At 67.8% G+C, this 14,647-nt stretch carries 18 protein-coding genes and 1 pseudogene; 14 read left to right on the top strand and 5 right to left on the bottom strand.

All coding sequences use genetic code 11. The annotated features are described in order from the left end of the window. Positions 1–12 precede the first annotated feature (12 nt). Positions 13–555, bottom strand: coding sequence for a TetR/AcrR family transcriptional regulator (locus AJAP_RS01990; RefSeq protein ID WP_038507756.1), 543 nt, complete (start codon positions 553–555; stop codon positions 13–15). Between the two features lie 60 nt (positions 556–615). On the opposite strand from AJAP_RS01990, the gene AJAP_RS01985 reads away from it, so the two are divergent. Further along, positions 616–1,092: a cupin domain-containing protein gene (locus tag AJAP_RS01985; RefSeq protein WP_038507755.1), complete on the top strand. Its 477-nt coding sequence runs from the start codon at positions 616–618 to the stop codon at positions 1,090–1,092. On the opposite strand, the gene AJAP_RS01980 is transcribed toward AJAP_RS01985, so the two are convergent. Beyond that, positions 1,055–1,486, bottom strand: a complete 432-nt coding sequence (locus tag AJAP_RS01980; protein WP_148311434.1) for a hypothetical protein — start codon at positions 1,484–1,486, stop codon at positions 1,055–1,057. The genes AJAP_RS01985 and AJAP_RS01980 overlap by 38 nt on opposite strands. Positions 1,487–1,733: 247 nt before the next feature. Between AJAP_RS01980 and AJAP_RS01975 the strand changes: the two genes are divergently transcribed. Both AJAP_RS01975 and AJAP_RS01970 read left to right on the top strand, forming a co-directional pair. Further along, positions 1,734–3,635, top strand: a complete 1,902-nt coding sequence (locus tag AJAP_RS01975; protein ID WP_038507754.1) for an ABC transporter ATP-binding protein — start codon at positions 1,734–1,736, stop codon at positions 3,633–3,635. A gap of 13 nt (positions 3,636–3,648) precedes the next feature. Next, on the top strand, positions 3,649–4,533 hold the full coding sequence (locus AJAP_RS01970) for an alpha/beta fold hydrolase (RefSeq protein WP_038507753.1): 885 nt from the start codon (positions 3,649–3,651) through the stop codon (positions 4,531–4,533). On the opposite strand, the gene AJAP_RS01965 is transcribed toward AJAP_RS01970, so the two are convergent. From AJAP_RS01965 to AJAP_RS44595, 3 genes and pseudogenes are all read right to left on the bottom strand, one after another. Continuing rightward, a complete protein-coding gene (locus AJAP_RS01965; protein ID WP_038507752.1) occupies positions 4,514–5,275 on the bottom strand; it encodes a 2-keto-4-pentenoate hydratase in 762 nt (253 codons plus the stop codon). The genes AJAP_RS01970 and AJAP_RS01965 overlap by 20 nt on opposite strands. Next, positions 5,272–6,069, bottom strand: coding sequence for a 2-keto-4-pentenoate hydratase (locus AJAP_RS01960; protein WP_037335454.1), 798 nt, complete (start codon positions 6,067–6,069; stop codon positions 5,272–5,274). Before AJAP_RS01960 ends, AJAP_RS01965 begins: the two co-directional genes overlap by 4 nt. Positions 6,070–6,228: 159 nt before the next feature. Further along, positions 6,229–6,408, bottom strand: a pseudogene (locus tag AJAP_RS44595) (helix-turn-helix domain-containing protein); the annotation flags it as partial. Positions 6,409–6,792: 384 nt separating this feature from the next. On the opposite strand from AJAP_RS44595, the gene AJAP_RS01955 reads away from it, so the two are divergent. From AJAP_RS01955 to AJAP_RS01900, 11 genes are all read left to right on the top strand, one after another. After that, positions 6,793–7,035, top strand: coding sequence for a hypothetical protein (locus AJAP_RS01955; RefSeq protein ID WP_038507751.1), 243 nt, complete (start codon positions 6,793–6,795; stop codon positions 7,033–7,035). A gap of 1,021 nt (positions 7,036–8,056) precedes the next feature. After that, a complete protein-coding gene (locus tag AJAP_RS01945) occupies positions 8,057–8,296 on the top strand; it encodes a hypothetical protein (RefSeq protein WP_038507749.1) in 240 nt (79 codons plus the stop codon). A 148-nt stretch (positions 8,297–8,444) separates the two neighbouring features. Next, on the top strand, positions 8,445–8,927 hold the full coding sequence (locus AJAP_RS01940) for a hypothetical protein (RefSeq protein WP_038507748.1): 483 nt from the start codon (positions 8,445–8,447) through the stop codon (positions 8,925–8,927). Next, positions 8,927–9,634, top strand: a complete 708-nt coding sequence (gene queC / locus AJAP_RS01935; RefSeq protein ID WP_084098551.1) for a 7-cyano-7-deazaguanine synthase QueC — start codon at positions 8,927–8,929, stop codon at positions 9,632–9,634. Before AJAP_RS01940 ends, queC begins: the two co-directional genes overlap by 1 nt. 331 nt (positions 9,635–9,965) lie before the next feature. Next, complete coding sequence (locus AJAP_RS01930; RefSeq protein ID WP_228694846.1) at positions 9,966–10,628, top strand: reverse transcriptase domain-containing protein; 663 nt, start codon at positions 9,966–9,968, stop codon at positions 10,626–10,628. 84 nt (positions 10,629–10,712) lie between these two features. Next, entirely contained in the window at positions 10,713–11,189 is a 477-nt protein-coding gene (locus tag AJAP_RS01925; RefSeq protein WP_228694845.1) for a formylglycine-generating enzyme family protein, read from the top strand. Then, positions 11,186–11,674: a DUF6884 domain-containing protein gene (locus AJAP_RS01920; RefSeq protein ID WP_038507745.1), complete on the top strand. Its 489-nt coding sequence runs from the start codon at positions 11,186–11,188 to the stop codon at positions 11,672–11,674. The genes AJAP_RS01925 and AJAP_RS01920 overlap by 4 nt, the downstream gene beginning before the upstream one ends. Next, positions 11,671–12,705, top strand: a complete 1,035-nt coding sequence (locus tag AJAP_RS01915) for a glycosyltransferase family 2 protein (protein ID WP_228694844.1) — start codon at positions 11,671–11,673, stop codon at positions 12,703–12,705. Before AJAP_RS01920 ends, AJAP_RS01915 begins: the two co-directional genes overlap by 4 nt. Before the next feature lie 73 nt (positions 12,706–12,778). Further along, positions 12,779–13,072, top strand: a complete 294-nt coding sequence (locus tag AJAP_RS01910; RefSeq protein ID WP_038507743.1) for a hypothetical protein — start codon at positions 12,779–12,781, stop codon at positions 13,070–13,072. Continuing rightward, positions 13,069–14,037 (top strand): radical SAM protein, encoded by a 969-nt coding sequence (locus AJAP_RS01905; protein ID WP_038507742.1) that lies wholly within the window; start codon positions 13,069–13,071, stop codon positions 14,035–14,037. Before AJAP_RS01910 ends, AJAP_RS01905 begins: the two co-directional genes overlap by 4 nt. Positions 14,038–14,105: 68 nt before the next feature. Next, positions 14,106–14,645, top strand: coding sequence for a helix-turn-helix domain-containing protein (locus tag AJAP_RS01900; protein ID WP_051972309.1), 540 nt, complete (start codon positions 14,106–14,108; stop codon positions 14,643–14,645). The last annotated feature ends 2 nt before the right edge of the window (positions 14,646–14,647 follow it).

Genomic DNA, 14,647 nt, shown 5'->3' with positions numbered 1-14,647 from the left:
TCAGCGTCAATGTTATGTAGAAAGTTGGTCACGGAGCAGGTCGAGGAAACGAACCCAGTCGGCACCCTTGCGGATGACCGAGGAAAGCGCGCCGACCAGGAGATACACGTCGGCGACCGTGCAGTCCGACCGAAGACGGCCGGCCGCCTGATCGTGAGCGATGATCTCGGCGACCACCGTTTCGAGGCGCTCGCGAGCGGAGCCACGCGGCTCGCTCCCGGGCCGCCCGCGGGCCGAATCGATGGCGGCGGTGAGGCCGCGATCGCCCGCCAGCACCTCGCCGACGTGCCGGAAATAGCGCTCCAGACCGGAATCCTCACGGAAACAGTGCGCCCTGGCGTACTGCTCGATCTCCGCGAACCGATGCTCCGCCGCCGCCTCGACCAGCGCCTGGCGATCCGGGAAATGCCGGTACACGGTCCCCACGCCGACCCCGGCCGCGCGGGCGATCTCCGGCATCTGCACGTCGTCCCCGCGTTCGGCGAACAACGCGCGCGCGGCGTCGACCACCTTCGCCCGGTTGCGTTCCGCGTCCGCTCGCGGCTTGGTTGACAACCCGCCTCCCTAGCGTTTAAGTGGAAACGGAGTCCGTTTCCGATTGAAGGGCAGCATAGCATGCCGAAGGACCGTTTTCTCCTGCTCAAACCCGGTGAAGCCCGCCCCGGCCGCGTACCGCTGCCACCCTCGTTCAGCGTCAAGGCGATGACCGAAGACACCGAGACGAGGTTCTCGCTGCTCGAGGTCACCCTCGCCATGGACATCCCGCGGCACGTGCACCACGAAGCCGACGAGTGCATCTACGTCCTCGAAGGCGAGCTCGGGATCGATTTCGACGACGAGACCCACATCGCGACGAAGGGCACTTTTGTGCTGCTACCGCGCGGCGTCCCGCATGCCTTGCGCCGCGTCTCCGAGCCGCCGCGGGTTCTGCAGATCTCGTCCCCCGGCGGCTGGGAGCACTACCTGGAAGACCTGTTCGAGGCGGGACCGGCGGTCTTCACCCAAGGCGCGATCGACCCGGCGAAGATCAACCGGATCGCCGCACCCCACCGCATCACGTATGGGAGCCGACCGCCGCGGGAACACGGTTGAGCTTCGTCGCCGCCCAGGTCACGAAGACCCACAACACGAGCGCCGAAGCGGTGTCGGTGTAGATCGTGGCGAACCAGAAGGCCGGGATCTGCGGGACACCGACCAGGAAGTGTCCGAGGCTCGCCAGACCCGACAGCGAGAAGACCATCAGGAACGCGAGCGCCCGCCAGTAGCGTCCGCGCAGGTAATCGCGGTAGCCGGCGAGACCGAACGCGGTGAAGACGACGTACGCGACGGCGACCAAGGTGGCGGCGACCGCCACCGGGATCCCGTCGATCTGCGGATAGTCGGCCGCCCTGATCACGTTGTGCGCGTAGTGCAACGTGGTGGTCAGCAGGGTGAAGGCCAGGATCAGGCGTAGCGCGGTGAGTCCGCTGGTTCGAAGAGCTTCCATGTTCGCCCCCTTGCGATTTGATAGATCGCTCTAGCGAGAGAGTAGCCCAAGGCGAGGGTGTGTGGAAGTCCGTGAAGGCCTCCTTGAGGGACCCAGAGTCCCTCAAGGAGGCCTTCACGGACCGAGCGATCGCCACATTCGCAAGTACATGAAGGCCCCCTTCATGTACTTCAAGCGAGCAAGGTACCGACGCCGAGCACCTCTTCGGCTCTCGGAAATGTCGGTGGGTGCGCGTAGAGAAGGAGGAGTGCCCGAAACGACCGTGCCCCTGATCGGGGTCGAGAACCTCAAGATGCCCGAATGGGCCGCGGTCGACGAGACCGTGGCCGAAGCGGGGATGGTCAAGGCCATCCGCACGCTCCCGTCCGCCGTGGCCATCGTGCTGCGGCTGGCCTGGCGGACGTCGCCGCGGCTGACCCTGCTCGCCGGCGTCGTCCATCTGCTTTCCGGTTGTGTCACGGCGTTCGGCCTGCTGGCGACGGCGAACGTGTTCATCGCGCTGCTGGAGAGCGGGCCGACGCCGGAACGCGTGCTGCAATCGCTGCCCGCGCTGGTGGTCGTCGTCGGCACGTATGCCTTGCGCGCGTTGCTCGACACGGCGGTGGCCGCGGTCGAGGGCGCGCTCCGGCCGCGGGTCGTGACGTCGGCGGGCGACGAGGTCACCGCGGCGATGGTCCGGGTGCGGCTGCTGGCCTTCGAGGACGCCGATTTCCGGGAGCTGGCCAGGCAGGGCGCGCGGTACGGGGTCCGGTCGATCGAGATGAGCCTGCGCTGGCTCGCGGATCTGACGTCGGCACTGATCTCGCTGGTCGCCGCGCTGGTGGCGGCGGGCCTGCTCAACCCGTGGCTCGCGCCGGTGCTGCTGCTCGCCGCGGTGGCCGACGGCTGGGCGGCGGCGAAGGTCGCGCGCCTGAACTACCGGCATTATCTCGACACCGTCGGCCGCAACATCCGGAAAGGGATCGTCGAAGAGGTGGCCACGTGGCGCCAGTTCGCCCTCGAACGACATGCCCTCACCCTCCAGGAGCCGTTGCTCCAGGAGTACCGGCGGATCACGGAAAGCCTGATGCGCGAAGAGGTCCGGCTCGCGCACCGCAGCAACATGGTCCGGCTGACCGGGCGTGCGGCGGCCGGCGTGGGCACCGCGATCGCGTATCTGGTGCTCGGTCTCCTGCTCTACAGCGGGCAGATGGAGCTCGCCCTCGCCGGGACGGCCGCGCTCGCCATGCGGACGGCGTCGAATTCGCTGTCCATCACGATGCACGCGGTGAACTCCTTGTACGAGGAGTCCTTCTACATCGCGTTCTTCCACCGGCTGCTCGTGGAATCCGCGAAACGCGGCCCGGTGAAGGGCGGGGTCGCCGCTCCGCCGGATCCGGCGGAGATCCGGCTCGAGAACGTCGGATTCACCTATCCCGGCCAGGAAACCCCGGCTCTGCGCGACGTTTCCTTGACCATCCGGCGCGGCGAGGTGATCGCCCTCGTCGGGGAGAACGGGTCGGGCAAGACCACGCTGGGCAAACTGCTCACCGGGCTCTATCCGCCCTCGGAAGGAAAGGTGTACTGGGACGACGTCGATCTCGCGGGCGCCGATCACGAGTCGGTCCACGCGAACATCGCGGTGATCGCCCAGGATCCCGCCGAATGGCCGATGACCGCGGAGCACAACGTCACCGTCGGCAGGCTCGGCCGCGAAGACCCGGACCGCGTCGCCTGGCAGGACGCGATCACCTCCTCCGGCGCCGACGAGGTGATCGAATCCTTACCCGCCAAGGAGAAGACGGTGCTGTCCAAGAAGTTCGACGACGGGCAGGACCTCTCGGGCGGGCAATGGCAGCGGATGGGCATCGCCCGCGGGATCTACCGGGACGCCGCCGTCCTGGTCGCCGACGAGCCGACGGCCGCGCTCGACGCGAAGGCCGAGGCCCGGGTCTTCGCCGGCCTGCGGCACGCGAGTGTTTCGGGGGCGGGCAGGCGCACGACCATCCTGGTGACCCACCGGCTGGCCAACATCCGCTCCGCGGACCGGATCCTCGTGCTGGAGAAGGGGCGGCTGATCGAGCAGGGCACGCACGCCGAACTCATCGAGGAAGGAGGGCTCTACCACGAACTTTACGAAATCCAGGCTCGCGCGTACCGCGGCGAGTAGGCACACTGTCGTGATGCCGGAGAAGATCGCCGAAGTGAACGGCATCCAGCTGTGCCACGAGACGTTCGGCTCGCCGGACGGCAGGCCGCTGCTGATGATCATGGGCCTGGCCTCCCAGATGATCTGGTGGGACGACGAACTCTGCGAGAACCTCGCGGCCGAGGGGTTCTTCGTCATCCGCTACGACAACCGGGACGCCGGCCGGTCCAGCCGGATGACCGGCCGGGTGAACCTGCCGCTCGCCTATGCCCTGCGCACGGCGCCGTACTCCTTGGCGGACATGGCGGGCGACGCCGCCGGGCTGCTGACCGAGCTCGGTGTCGCGAGCGCGCATGTCGTGGGCGCGTCGATGGGCGGGATGGTCGCGCAGACCCTGGCCATCGAGTATCCGTCGCGAGTGCGGTCGCTGACGTCGATCATGTCGACCACCGGCAACCGGTTCGTCGGGCGCCCGAGCGCCAAGGCGATGGCGATGCTGCTTTCGGCGCCCCCGCGCGGCCGCGAGGAGTACGTCGACTCGCTCGTGCGCACGTTCCGCGTGATCGGCTCGCCCGGTTATCCCTTCGACGAGACCCGGATGCGGGAGCGCGCGGAGCGGTCGTTCGATCGAGGCGTGAACCCCGGCGGGACGGCGCGGCAGCTGGCGGCGATCATTTCGAGCCGGGATCGCTTCCGCGCGTTGCGGAAGGTCGACGTGCCCGCGCTCGTCGTGCACGGTTCGAAGGATCCGCTCGTGCATGTTTCCGGCGGCCGGGCGACGGCCCGCGCGCTGCGGGAGTCCGAAGTGGACATCGTCCCGGGCATGGGGCACGACCTGCCGCGCGCGATCTGGCCCCGGCTGACGCGCGGTCTGGTCCGGACGGCCGACCGCGCCGACGTCAAGACCCGGCGAGCGTGATCGAGCCCAGATTCGAGAAATGCGCCGCCACCCGTGAACCCGGGCGCACGTCGACCGCGTCGGTCATCCCGCCGGTGAACACGAGCCAGCCCGGCTCCAGCGCGCGCCCGCGCGCACCGAGGGCGTTGGCCGCCAGCGCCAGCGCCTCCGCCGGATGCCCCAGCACCGCCGCTCCGGTGGCGGTGTCGACGATCGCGCCGTCGACCTCCAGCAGGGCCGCCTCCAGCGAGAGATCCAGCGACGCGGGCTGGGCGCCCACCGGCCCGAGCGTGACGTACGCGGAAGAACCGTTGTCCGCCACGACGTCCGGCAGTTCGAAGCGATAGTCGCGGTAGCGGCTGTCGATGACCTCGACGCCGCCGTAGACCCGGTCCACCGCCGCCATCGCGGTCGCCGCGGTCACGCCAGGCCCCGAAAGACGTTGTCCCAGAACGAAAACCAGCTCCGGTTCGGCACGCGGATGGAGCAGCGACGGCACGGGCACCCCAGCGGGGAGCACCATCGCGTCGGTCAGCCAGGCGAGCATCGGCGAGTCGATGCCCATGCGTTGCTGCTTCGCCCGCGAGGTCAGGCCGAGCTTGACACCGATCAGCGTCTCGCCACGCTCCAGCCTGAGCCGGAGCGCCTCGTCCTGGATCGCGTACGCGGTGTCGACGTCCAGCTCCGGCCACGCGTCGGTCAGCGGTTCGCGTTCTTCCCCGGACAGCAGCGCTTCCGCCGCCTCCCGCACTTCAAGGCTCACGGCCGTTCCTCCCCGGAGAACTTCGCGGTGACACTGCCGAGCCCCGCCATCGTCGCGACGACGGTGTCACCCGGATTCACCGGGATCGCCCGCGTCATCGAACCCGGCAGCACGACGTGCCCCGGTTCGAGCGCGACGCCGAGCGGGCCGACCGTGTTCGCGAGCCACACCAGCGCGTTCACCGGCGAACCGAGCACCGCGCCACCGGCGCCGGTCGCCGCGATCTCGCCGTTCTGGTGCAGGACACAGCCCACCAGCCGCAGGTCGATGTCGCCGATCGCGGTCGGCCTGCTGCCGAGGACGACACCGCCGGAAGACGCGTTGTCCGCGATGGTGTCGACGATGCTGATCTTCCAGTCCCGGATCCGGGAATCGACGATCTCCAGCGCCGGGACGACGAAGTCCACCGCCCGCAGCGCGTCCGCCACCGTGACCCCGGGGCCGCGCAGCCGCGAACCGAGCACGAACGCGATCTCCGGTTCGATCTTCGGCTGCAGGAAGCCGCCGATCGGGATCGGCTGGTGTTCGAGGTGGAACATCGAAGCGGTCAGATGGCCGTAGTCGGGCTGGTCGACGCCCATCTGCCGCTGCATGGCGGCGGAGGCGAGACCGACCTTGTGCCCGCGCACGCCGTCGCCGCGCTCGGCCCAATGGCGGACGAGCCGCTGCTGGACGCGGTACGCGTCCTCCAGCGTCGCGGCGGGATAGGTCTCGATGAGGGGCGCGATCGGCTTACCGGTCTCGTACGCGCTGAGCAGCGCGGCCGCGGCCTCCTGCAGCGTGCTGGCGTCCATGGGCTCCTTCCGACCAGTCGGACTCTGCCCCGTCACCCCTGCACGCACAAGACGGCCGTTCCACTGGCCGGTACGCACAAGCGACGGGGCGTAGCGGGGCGACGTCGTCAGCTCTAGTGACGGAGCCGGCCGGGACCGCGAGAGCAAGACCTCCAACTCGGCCAGGCTCACTTTGAGCACCTGAGCAATGCGCGGCCGCCGGTACGGCTGCGGAGTCAACTCGCCCCGTTCCCAACGCCCGACGGTAGAGAATTCCACCCCGACCGCTCTACCGAAGCTCTCTTGGGTGTAGCCCATCTGCTCGCGCCGGTCAGCGAAGGCAACTCGCCGCTCCCCCATGAACATCACCTCACCCGTCGGTCACCGTCACAATAGCCAGCTATCCGTCAAGTCTGATCACCCACTCGATGACCTGCACCCGTTCGGACTACAAACCTGAAATGAGTCGTTTGTGCAGGTCATGCCTAGTGGCGCCTCATAGCCGCCTCATTGCCGCGTCATTGCCGCTCTGGCTGCCGCTTGATCAACGAGCGTTCACTAGCTTCCCTGCAATCCGGACGGGCCGCGCGCCGCGCGGGGTGGACGCGCGGCGTCCGCGGATGTGGGTGTATCGCTTTCCAGCCCAACAGCGGGTGCACCCACAGCGGCCTGTTTGACGACCGGAATCGGTCGCAGGCGTGTGTATAGCGCTGGCGTCCGCCCGCCTTACGGAGGAGTCGTTCCATGCCCCACCCGCTCGATGCCGCCATTACGGCTCAGCTTCACACCGTCAGCGGCGTCGACTATGCCGACGTGTTCACCGCCGCTGCCGCGTGGTTCGCCGCGCCGGCCCAAGCCGACGTGGCGATATGGAGCCTTGAGCTCGACCAACAAGGCCGCCTGTACATCGAGTCCGACGAACGTCTCTATCTCGAAATCTATTATCAGCGCTTTGACAAACCGCGTCTCCTACGGGTGGAGCATTGAACTGGGCGGCAAGCGCGCCGGTACTGGTTTCCCATTCGCCAAGCACGGCAGTGCTCCGGACTTCGGGCAGGTCAGCGTGGGCAACGATCTATGAACGCCGCATTGACGCCACATAGCCGCTCTGGACCGGGACCTATTACAGACGTTTACTAATTATCGCCTACGGACCGCTGCTACACCGGTACGTACCGGCTGTAGACCTTGAGGGTTAACGAGAACGCTTGACCAACTGCGCGGCTGACAATCCGACGCAGCAAACCAAATAGGGCGTCGCTGACTATTGGAGTAATTATGCTCTTCCAGCGATTCGTGGCGCCACGCGCGTCACGATACCCAAAGACTCAGCTCGCTGTGCCGTGTTTGTTCGTGCAGCCGGTGTGTCGACGGGAATGGAGTAGGGACACCGCGCGAGGTGGTGGCCGCATGACGAACACCGACCCTTGGTCCATCGCGTGCCGTGACGTGAACGGCCGTGAAGGGACGCTGTGTGTTGCCGTGCGCGACTCGGATGTCGTGGTCGTGGCTTCCCCAGGAGAGAGCTCGATCCTCGACTACGGGGCCGCCGCGAAGTTCCGCTCTGCCGTTATGAAAGCCGCCGAGGTGGCGGCCACACCCGTGCCGACCACATCTGGCGCCGTCACGACCACGGACACGGCGAGCACGGCGGAGCAGCACCTCGGTGGGCTTCCCCCAACCGCCGTGGGGCGCCCTGCTCTGTCGCCATGTCGCGGCGGGACCATGACCCCGATATCTGGTCCCGCCGCGATCCCCGCCGCCGGGGGTGAGGGCGCATGATCTCCTTGAGCATCACGGCGAGCGCCGCGCTGACTTTTCTCTGTTGCCTGCTGCGTATGGCGTGGCGGCGACGGCAGCAAGCCGAGTCCGCCTATGCAGGTTCGCATCGCCGCGCGCCGCGCCAGCCTCCCAACCGAGTCCTGCGGTACGCGATCGCGACCGCCGGGACCCACGGCCTCGGCTTGATCAGGAAGGCCGAAGGCTCATGAGGCGGCCATGTCACACCGTGCCCGCCGCCGCCTTGCTTCGTCGGCTGGGTTGGCAGCACCGCAGGGTCGACTGCCGCGACGGCGACGGCCAGCGGTCCGCGCTGCACTTACGGCGGCGTACTTCCGCGGACGTCGAGATCGAGCTGCCGGGCGGGCGACTCGCCCGGTTGACCAACGTCGAGGCCGGGCAGCTCCGCGCGGCACTGCGCGACGTCCTGCTCGCGGATCAACCGTCGCACCGAGCGGGGGCCATCTAGCCAGACCTCGCGGGCCAGGTCGGCTATCCCGAGGTGCCCTATCGGCTGAGCACGTCCGCGACACCGACTGCGGCCGGGCGGGAGTGGTTACTCGACGCCTCCCGTTCGGCCGCGCCCAACGCCCAACTCTCTCGAGGAGGAACGAATCATGACCACCGTCATCGACTCCCCACCCACCCAGACCGAACAGCAACCCGGCCAACGTGTGCGGAATTGCCGCGACGTATTCGCGTGGCCAACCACGATCGACAGTGTCTCCGGCGACGTCTACCTCCAGCTCGGCACCACCGTCGACGCGCTCATCATGCGCGCCGGGTCCGGCGCGGAGGTCAACAACTTCCTTGCGCGGCACATGTTGCGTGTGCCCATCATCGTGGTTCCAGGTGATCCCAATGACTGGATTTTCCTTACCCAGCCGCGCACGACGATGCGCATGTCGTCGTGGGGTGATCTGGTGCGCACTCAGATCGGCTGGAAACGGCACGGCGACGCTGTTCTTCTTCCCGCGTCGGACAACGTGAAGGAGGGCGTCCGGTGGCTTGAGCGGCCACAACCACACATGACCCTTCCGCCGTGGACCACAGTGGCCGACGCTGCCCGCCGGGCGTCCTCACCGTGCGGGACGTGGTGATCGTGCCGATCGGCTCGCCTGCTCACCGGCACCCGCGGCACGCCATTGTGATCGCCTCCGGAGGTCTGGACTCCACTGTGCTGGCGTACTGGCTAGCCCAGCGCGGAGCAGAGCTGACGCTCTTGTCCTTCGATTATGGTCAACGGCACCGGGTCGAACTGGAATACGCGGCTGAGATCGCGCGACTGCTTGACTGTCCACACGAGATCGTTGACCTGGCGATGCTTGGTCGACTGCTGAATGGTTCCGCGCTGACCGACGCCGACGTGCCGGTGCCAGACGGCCACTACACCGACGAGTCGATGCGGGCGACAATCGTCCCGAACCGCAACGCGATCATGCTCGACATCGCGGTCTCGCTAGCCGTTGTCCGCAACGCCGACGTGGTCGCGTTCGGCGCACACGCCGGTGACCACGCCGTCTACCCGGACTGCCGCCCCGAGTTCGTCAAGCGGTACGCCTGGTCTGCCCGCGTCGCCAACGACGGACTTCTGAACGACGATTTCGAGATCCTCGCCCCGTTTATCACCCAAAGCAAGACCGACATCGTCCGGATTGGCGCGGCATTCCGCGTGCCGTTCGAGAAAACGTGGTCGTGCTACCGGGGCGGAACGACGCACTGCGGCATGTGCGGGACCTGCACCGAACGCAAGGAAGCGTTCCAGCAGAACGGCATCCCCGACCCCACCAACTACGGCAGTGCGTGAGGAGATGATGACGATGGCGGACGCGGAGTTCGGATCACCGGCAGGGCCTGGGCGGGGCCGTCGTTCCCAGCGCCACAGCTCGCGCGTGTCGGGTAGCGAGCCGGTACTGCGTGGCGAGGGGATCGTTCCTGCCGCCCAAGCACCCAGCACCGTAACGCACCCGGACGCACTCGCGCCAGCGTCCCCGGCCGCCGGGCCGCAATCGCACTCGTTGATGCCGCTTCTGTGCGAGCCGCGTCTGCGCCGCGCGTTGCGCCAGTGCGGCAGGCGGGCCTCCACCCCCGGTGCCGACGGCATGACCTGGGGGCGGCTTCGCAGCGAGGCCCACGTAATGCTGCCGCAACTGGCCGTCGAACTCGCCGAGGGCACCTGGCGACCCGGACCTGTCCGGGAGGTCCAGCTGCCCACCTATACCGGCAAACAGATGCGCACCTTCATCCCCACCGTGCGGGACCGTCTGGTGCACCGCGCGCTGCGCACCGCGCTGGAGCCGGTGTTGGAAGCGAGCGCCTTCCACGACTGGGTCTCGGGATTCCGCCCACGCCGAAATCGCATCACCGCGTTGCGGCAGGCCGCCGTGCATCATCAGGCAGGCTTCCGTTGGATCGCCGATCTCGATGTCGCGTCGGTGTCCGAAGGCGCGACGCTCGACGAGGTCATCGACTGGCACGCCGAGCACATCCACGACGGCACCTTCCTGGCCCGCTTGCGTACGGCGCTCGCCGCGATGCCGAGCCCGATCGCGGCAGGCTCCGGCCTGGCACCCCTGCTGATCAACCTTCGATTGTCCCAAGTGGACACCCGACTCCCGCAGCTTCGGGTCGTCCGCTTCGCCGACAACTATGCCGCCTTTGCCCCTACCCGCGAGGAAGCACACGGGGCCTTCGACACCATCAGCGACGCGCTCCTGCGGCTTCGGCTACGTCCCAACGAGCGCAAGAGCCGCATCCGGAACGACGCCAATGTCGAAGACCTTTTCCTGATCGGCGGCTGAGGCATGCACCTGGAATGGATCAAAATCGCCGGCGGAGTCTGCGCGTACGGGGATGCCGGGCGTCCCGTCAAGGTCCCGACCCTGTTGTGGACACGCACACCGATCGCCTGCGGACACCTGCCGAGCGACCGCCCTGGTCTCGGGCCGCGGTACCCCGTCACAGAGATCAGCCACGCCGAGGCGACCCAGATCGCCAGTCGTCTAGGCGGCCGGTTGCCGCGCTCGGCGGAGTGGGAATGGATGGCCGCAGGTCCCAGCCGCCGTCGCTGGCCGTGGGGCGCCAGCCCTTGGCAGCCGGCGTTCGCGAACCTCCGTGATTCCCTGCACGACACGGTCACCCCGGTCGACACGCATCTCGCCGGAGTCACACCCGAGGGCATGCTCGATGTCGCAGGCAACGTGTGGGAGTGGACCGCCAGCACCTCGATGAGTGAGGGAGCCGTCATCCGCGGCGGTTCCTATGCCTCGCCAACGTTGTACGCGCAATGCACGTTCCTCAACGCCGCTCCCGCGGAATTGCGCTCGCGTGGCATCGGCATGCGGGTGGTGCGCGAGCTATGACTCTCCGGCCGCCCACCACTCGCGTCCTCGCACCCGACCAAGGGTTGATCATCCTCAACTGCTCACGGCGGAAGCTTGTCACCGCCGCACCGGTCGAGGCGCTCGACCTCTATCAGGGCGGATGCGTCCCGAGCGCGCGAGAACATTTCGCCGCGGATCCCGCTCGCCGAGCTCGGATCCGGATCCTGTCCGGCGCCCACGGCCTGCTGCGACCTGAGACGCTGATCAGCACCTACGACCACCGGCTCACGACGCGGGCCGCTGCCGCGCGCCTGCACGAGCGGACGGTCGCCGCGCAACTGGACACCGAACTCGCCGACGCACCGTCGCTGCGGCACGTGCTGATCCTGGTCGAGCCGCTGTATCTGCACGCTCTACAACGTGTGTTCGACCATTCCGCCCGATTCGGGCAGATCACGATCATCCCGGATCCGAGGGCATGGTGCGACGGAGTGCCATACCTCCGGGACTGGGGGTGGGCGTGACCACGCTGCACCAGGAATTACTGCACCGGAACAACTTTCACACCAGCAGCACCCGAAGCTGGGAAGCCGTGTCCGGAATCGGCTGGCACGAGCCCACGCCGTCAGGCCTTCCGCTGGCCGCCGTGCGCACCCTCTCGGTCGTCATCCCGGCCCACAACGTCGGCTATTGCCTTTCCTCCGTGCTTGACGCCTTGGAAGGCCAGCACCACCGGTACAGGTTCGAGGTTATCGTCGTCGACGACGCCAGTACCGACACCACAGCCGCCGTCGCCGCCGTGCATCCGATCGTCACCACCGTCCTGCGGATCCCTGAACGCGCGGGCGCGGCCACCGCGCGCAACCTCGGCACCGCGCTCGCCCGCGGGCAAACCGTCCTCTATCTCGACGGCGACATGGTCCTGCCCCCGCACGTGATCACCGACTTCACCGCCCGCGCGACCGACACCACGGTGCTTGTCGGGTTCCGCCACAACCTCCCCTACGACCTGCACCAGGGCGGGCGCGGAGTGCTCGCCGATCATCCGCACCTCGCCGCCGACCACCGAGTCGTCTGGCGGCCACCGGTCGGCCGACCGCTGCTCTACACCGGCATCACCCTGGATAAGCGCTTCGACGGCCGCCCGCTGGACGACACCCACGACTTCCTCGACCTCGGCTACGGCCGACGCTATGTCGACTGGGACCTCCCCCGCATGGTCGTCACCGCCCTTGTCGCCGTTCCCCGCACCGCCGTCCTCAACGTCGGGGGCTTCGACCCCGAGTTCGGGCGAATCGGCTGGGGCATGGAAGACACCTACCTCGGCGCGTGCCTGATCGCGTCAGGCTTGCTGGTCATCCCGCTCCGGCAAGCCGTCGGGTTCCACCTCGATCCACCGGACGCCGACCAGCAATGGCAACGCAAACTCGCCAGCTGGCCCGGCACTCTCGCCCGTTACTGGGACCTCATGCGGCGACCCGCCCCAACCAGCCGCTCCCGTTCATTCACCGCCGATATGACCGATCTACTGCGCTCCTGCGAGGTACTGCGATGACTCCACCTACGCCAGCGACGACCACCAACATCGAACGCCGCCACGACACCGACCAGCAAGAAGGCGCCGCACGATGATCGAACCTATCTCCCTCGCGGTGGGCGCTGGCCTTTTCGGCGCCGGGCTTCTGACGGGCAAGCTGACCCGCCGCCAAACAGGTGCAGGCACGAGTCCGAAACCGGTCTGTGGCTGTTCGCATGGGCTGGAACAGCACGACCCCGACACCAAGGAGTGCCACGGCCAGATACTGCACAGGGACTGGATCGGCAACCAGTGGGTGCCCTGTACTTGCCGCCAGTACGTCGGCCCGAAGCCGTTCGAGGAACTCTTTGTCTCGCCGATGCTGCCCCCGCAGGACACAGCATGACGGCACCACGCACGACCACGACACGTACCTTTGCGGCGCGAACACAGGGCAACGAGAGCGTCATCCATGATCCGCTCACCGGACTGACTCACCGCGCCAGCACCGCCCTCGGCTCCGGGCGTGTCCGGTTGTCCGGCACTGACGTCGGTTCCTGGCCTGAAATCCACCCGGCGGCCGTGCACGCGGACGTGCCGATCAGCGTCTGCTGGTCGCCCCTGGTGCGCTGCAACCTGGCCTGTCCGTACTGCCTGGACGACAAGTCCGTCCTCGAACTGGGCCGGGCCGAGCGCTACCGCATCGCGAACCTGCTCGCCGAGTCCGCGGTCCTGGGTGTGGATATCTCCGGCGGCGAACCGCTGCTGCTGCGCGATTTGCCTGAGTTGATCGACGTGCTCGTCGCGGGCGGGTGCGCGGTCAGTGTGACCACCAACGGAACGCACCTGGCCCGCCGCGCCGAAGCCCTGGCCGCCCGTGTGGACGCCGTACGGGTAAGCCTGGACGGCCCGGACGCCGGACGCCACGACCGGTGGCGCGGCGCAGGCAGTTTCGATCAGGCCATCGCCGGAATCCGGGCGGCGATCGCCCAGGGAATCCCGACACAGATTCAGGCCGTGCTCCTGCGCTCTACGGCCAGGGTCAGCATCCGAGCGATGGTTGCCCTGGCCGCGACCCTGGGAGTGAGCGGAGTGACCTTCCTGCAGATGCTCCCCATCGGCGAAGGCGCCGCGATGGCCGACGGCGAACAGCTGACCGATGACGAAGCTCTCGCTCTCCTCGCCGAACTGAGCTCCACCGCGGACGTATCCGTGCGACTGCGTACTCGCGAGGCGGCCGGAGGCTTCACGGTGATCCGCGCCGACGGCCAGATCTGGCGCAACCAGCCCGGCGCGCACGCCATCAGCTCCCTTCACCCCCTGCGCACGACCAGCGACCTCGCACTGACCGCACGCGATGGCTCAGCGTGAACAGCTCCGCGGACGACGTCGAAATCGGCCCAGCGCCCAAGCACGCGCCGCATTACGGAGGACAGACCATGAACACGCCGACGAGTGATCAGTTCGACCAGTTCGCACACGCTCTGGGCGAACTGCTGCGTTCCGCGCGGAGAGAATGCGGCTGGACCCGCAAACAGATGCGTGCCGCGATGTGCGCAGGCGACGATGAACTTTCCCTGCAAACGCTCGCCAGCTATGAACTCGGCACGCGCCGGATATCCGTCGAGCGGTTGATCGAAGTGTGCGCTGTGCTGAAAAAGCAACCAGACGAGCTACTGCGCCGCGCGACGACCCTCGCGTTCAGCGGTCACTACGGCACTCGCATCAAGGTCGACCTCCTTCGCCTCGCGCACACCACCGATCCCAGGCTGCGCCCTCTCCGACGCTGGGCACAGGTCCGTACCCAGCAATCCCCGGCGGAACGAATCCTGGTCGAAGAGCTCGACGCTACCGCGTTGTCTGCGATGGCCGGCATCGCTGGAATCACCGAGTACGACCTCGTACAAGCCCTGCAAGAACTCCGTACCGCCCACGACACAGGCATCCAACTCGCTGACGCGATATCCCCTGCTCTGTAAGG

Source organism: Amycolatopsis japonica (assembly GCF_000732925.1).
Lineage (GTDB): Bacteria > Actinomycetota > Actinomycetes > Mycobacteriales > Pseudonocardiaceae > Amycolatopsis > Amycolatopsis japonica.
The sequence above is the reverse complement of the archived record's forward strand: the minus strand, read 5'-3'. Positions and strand labels throughout refer to the sequence as shown.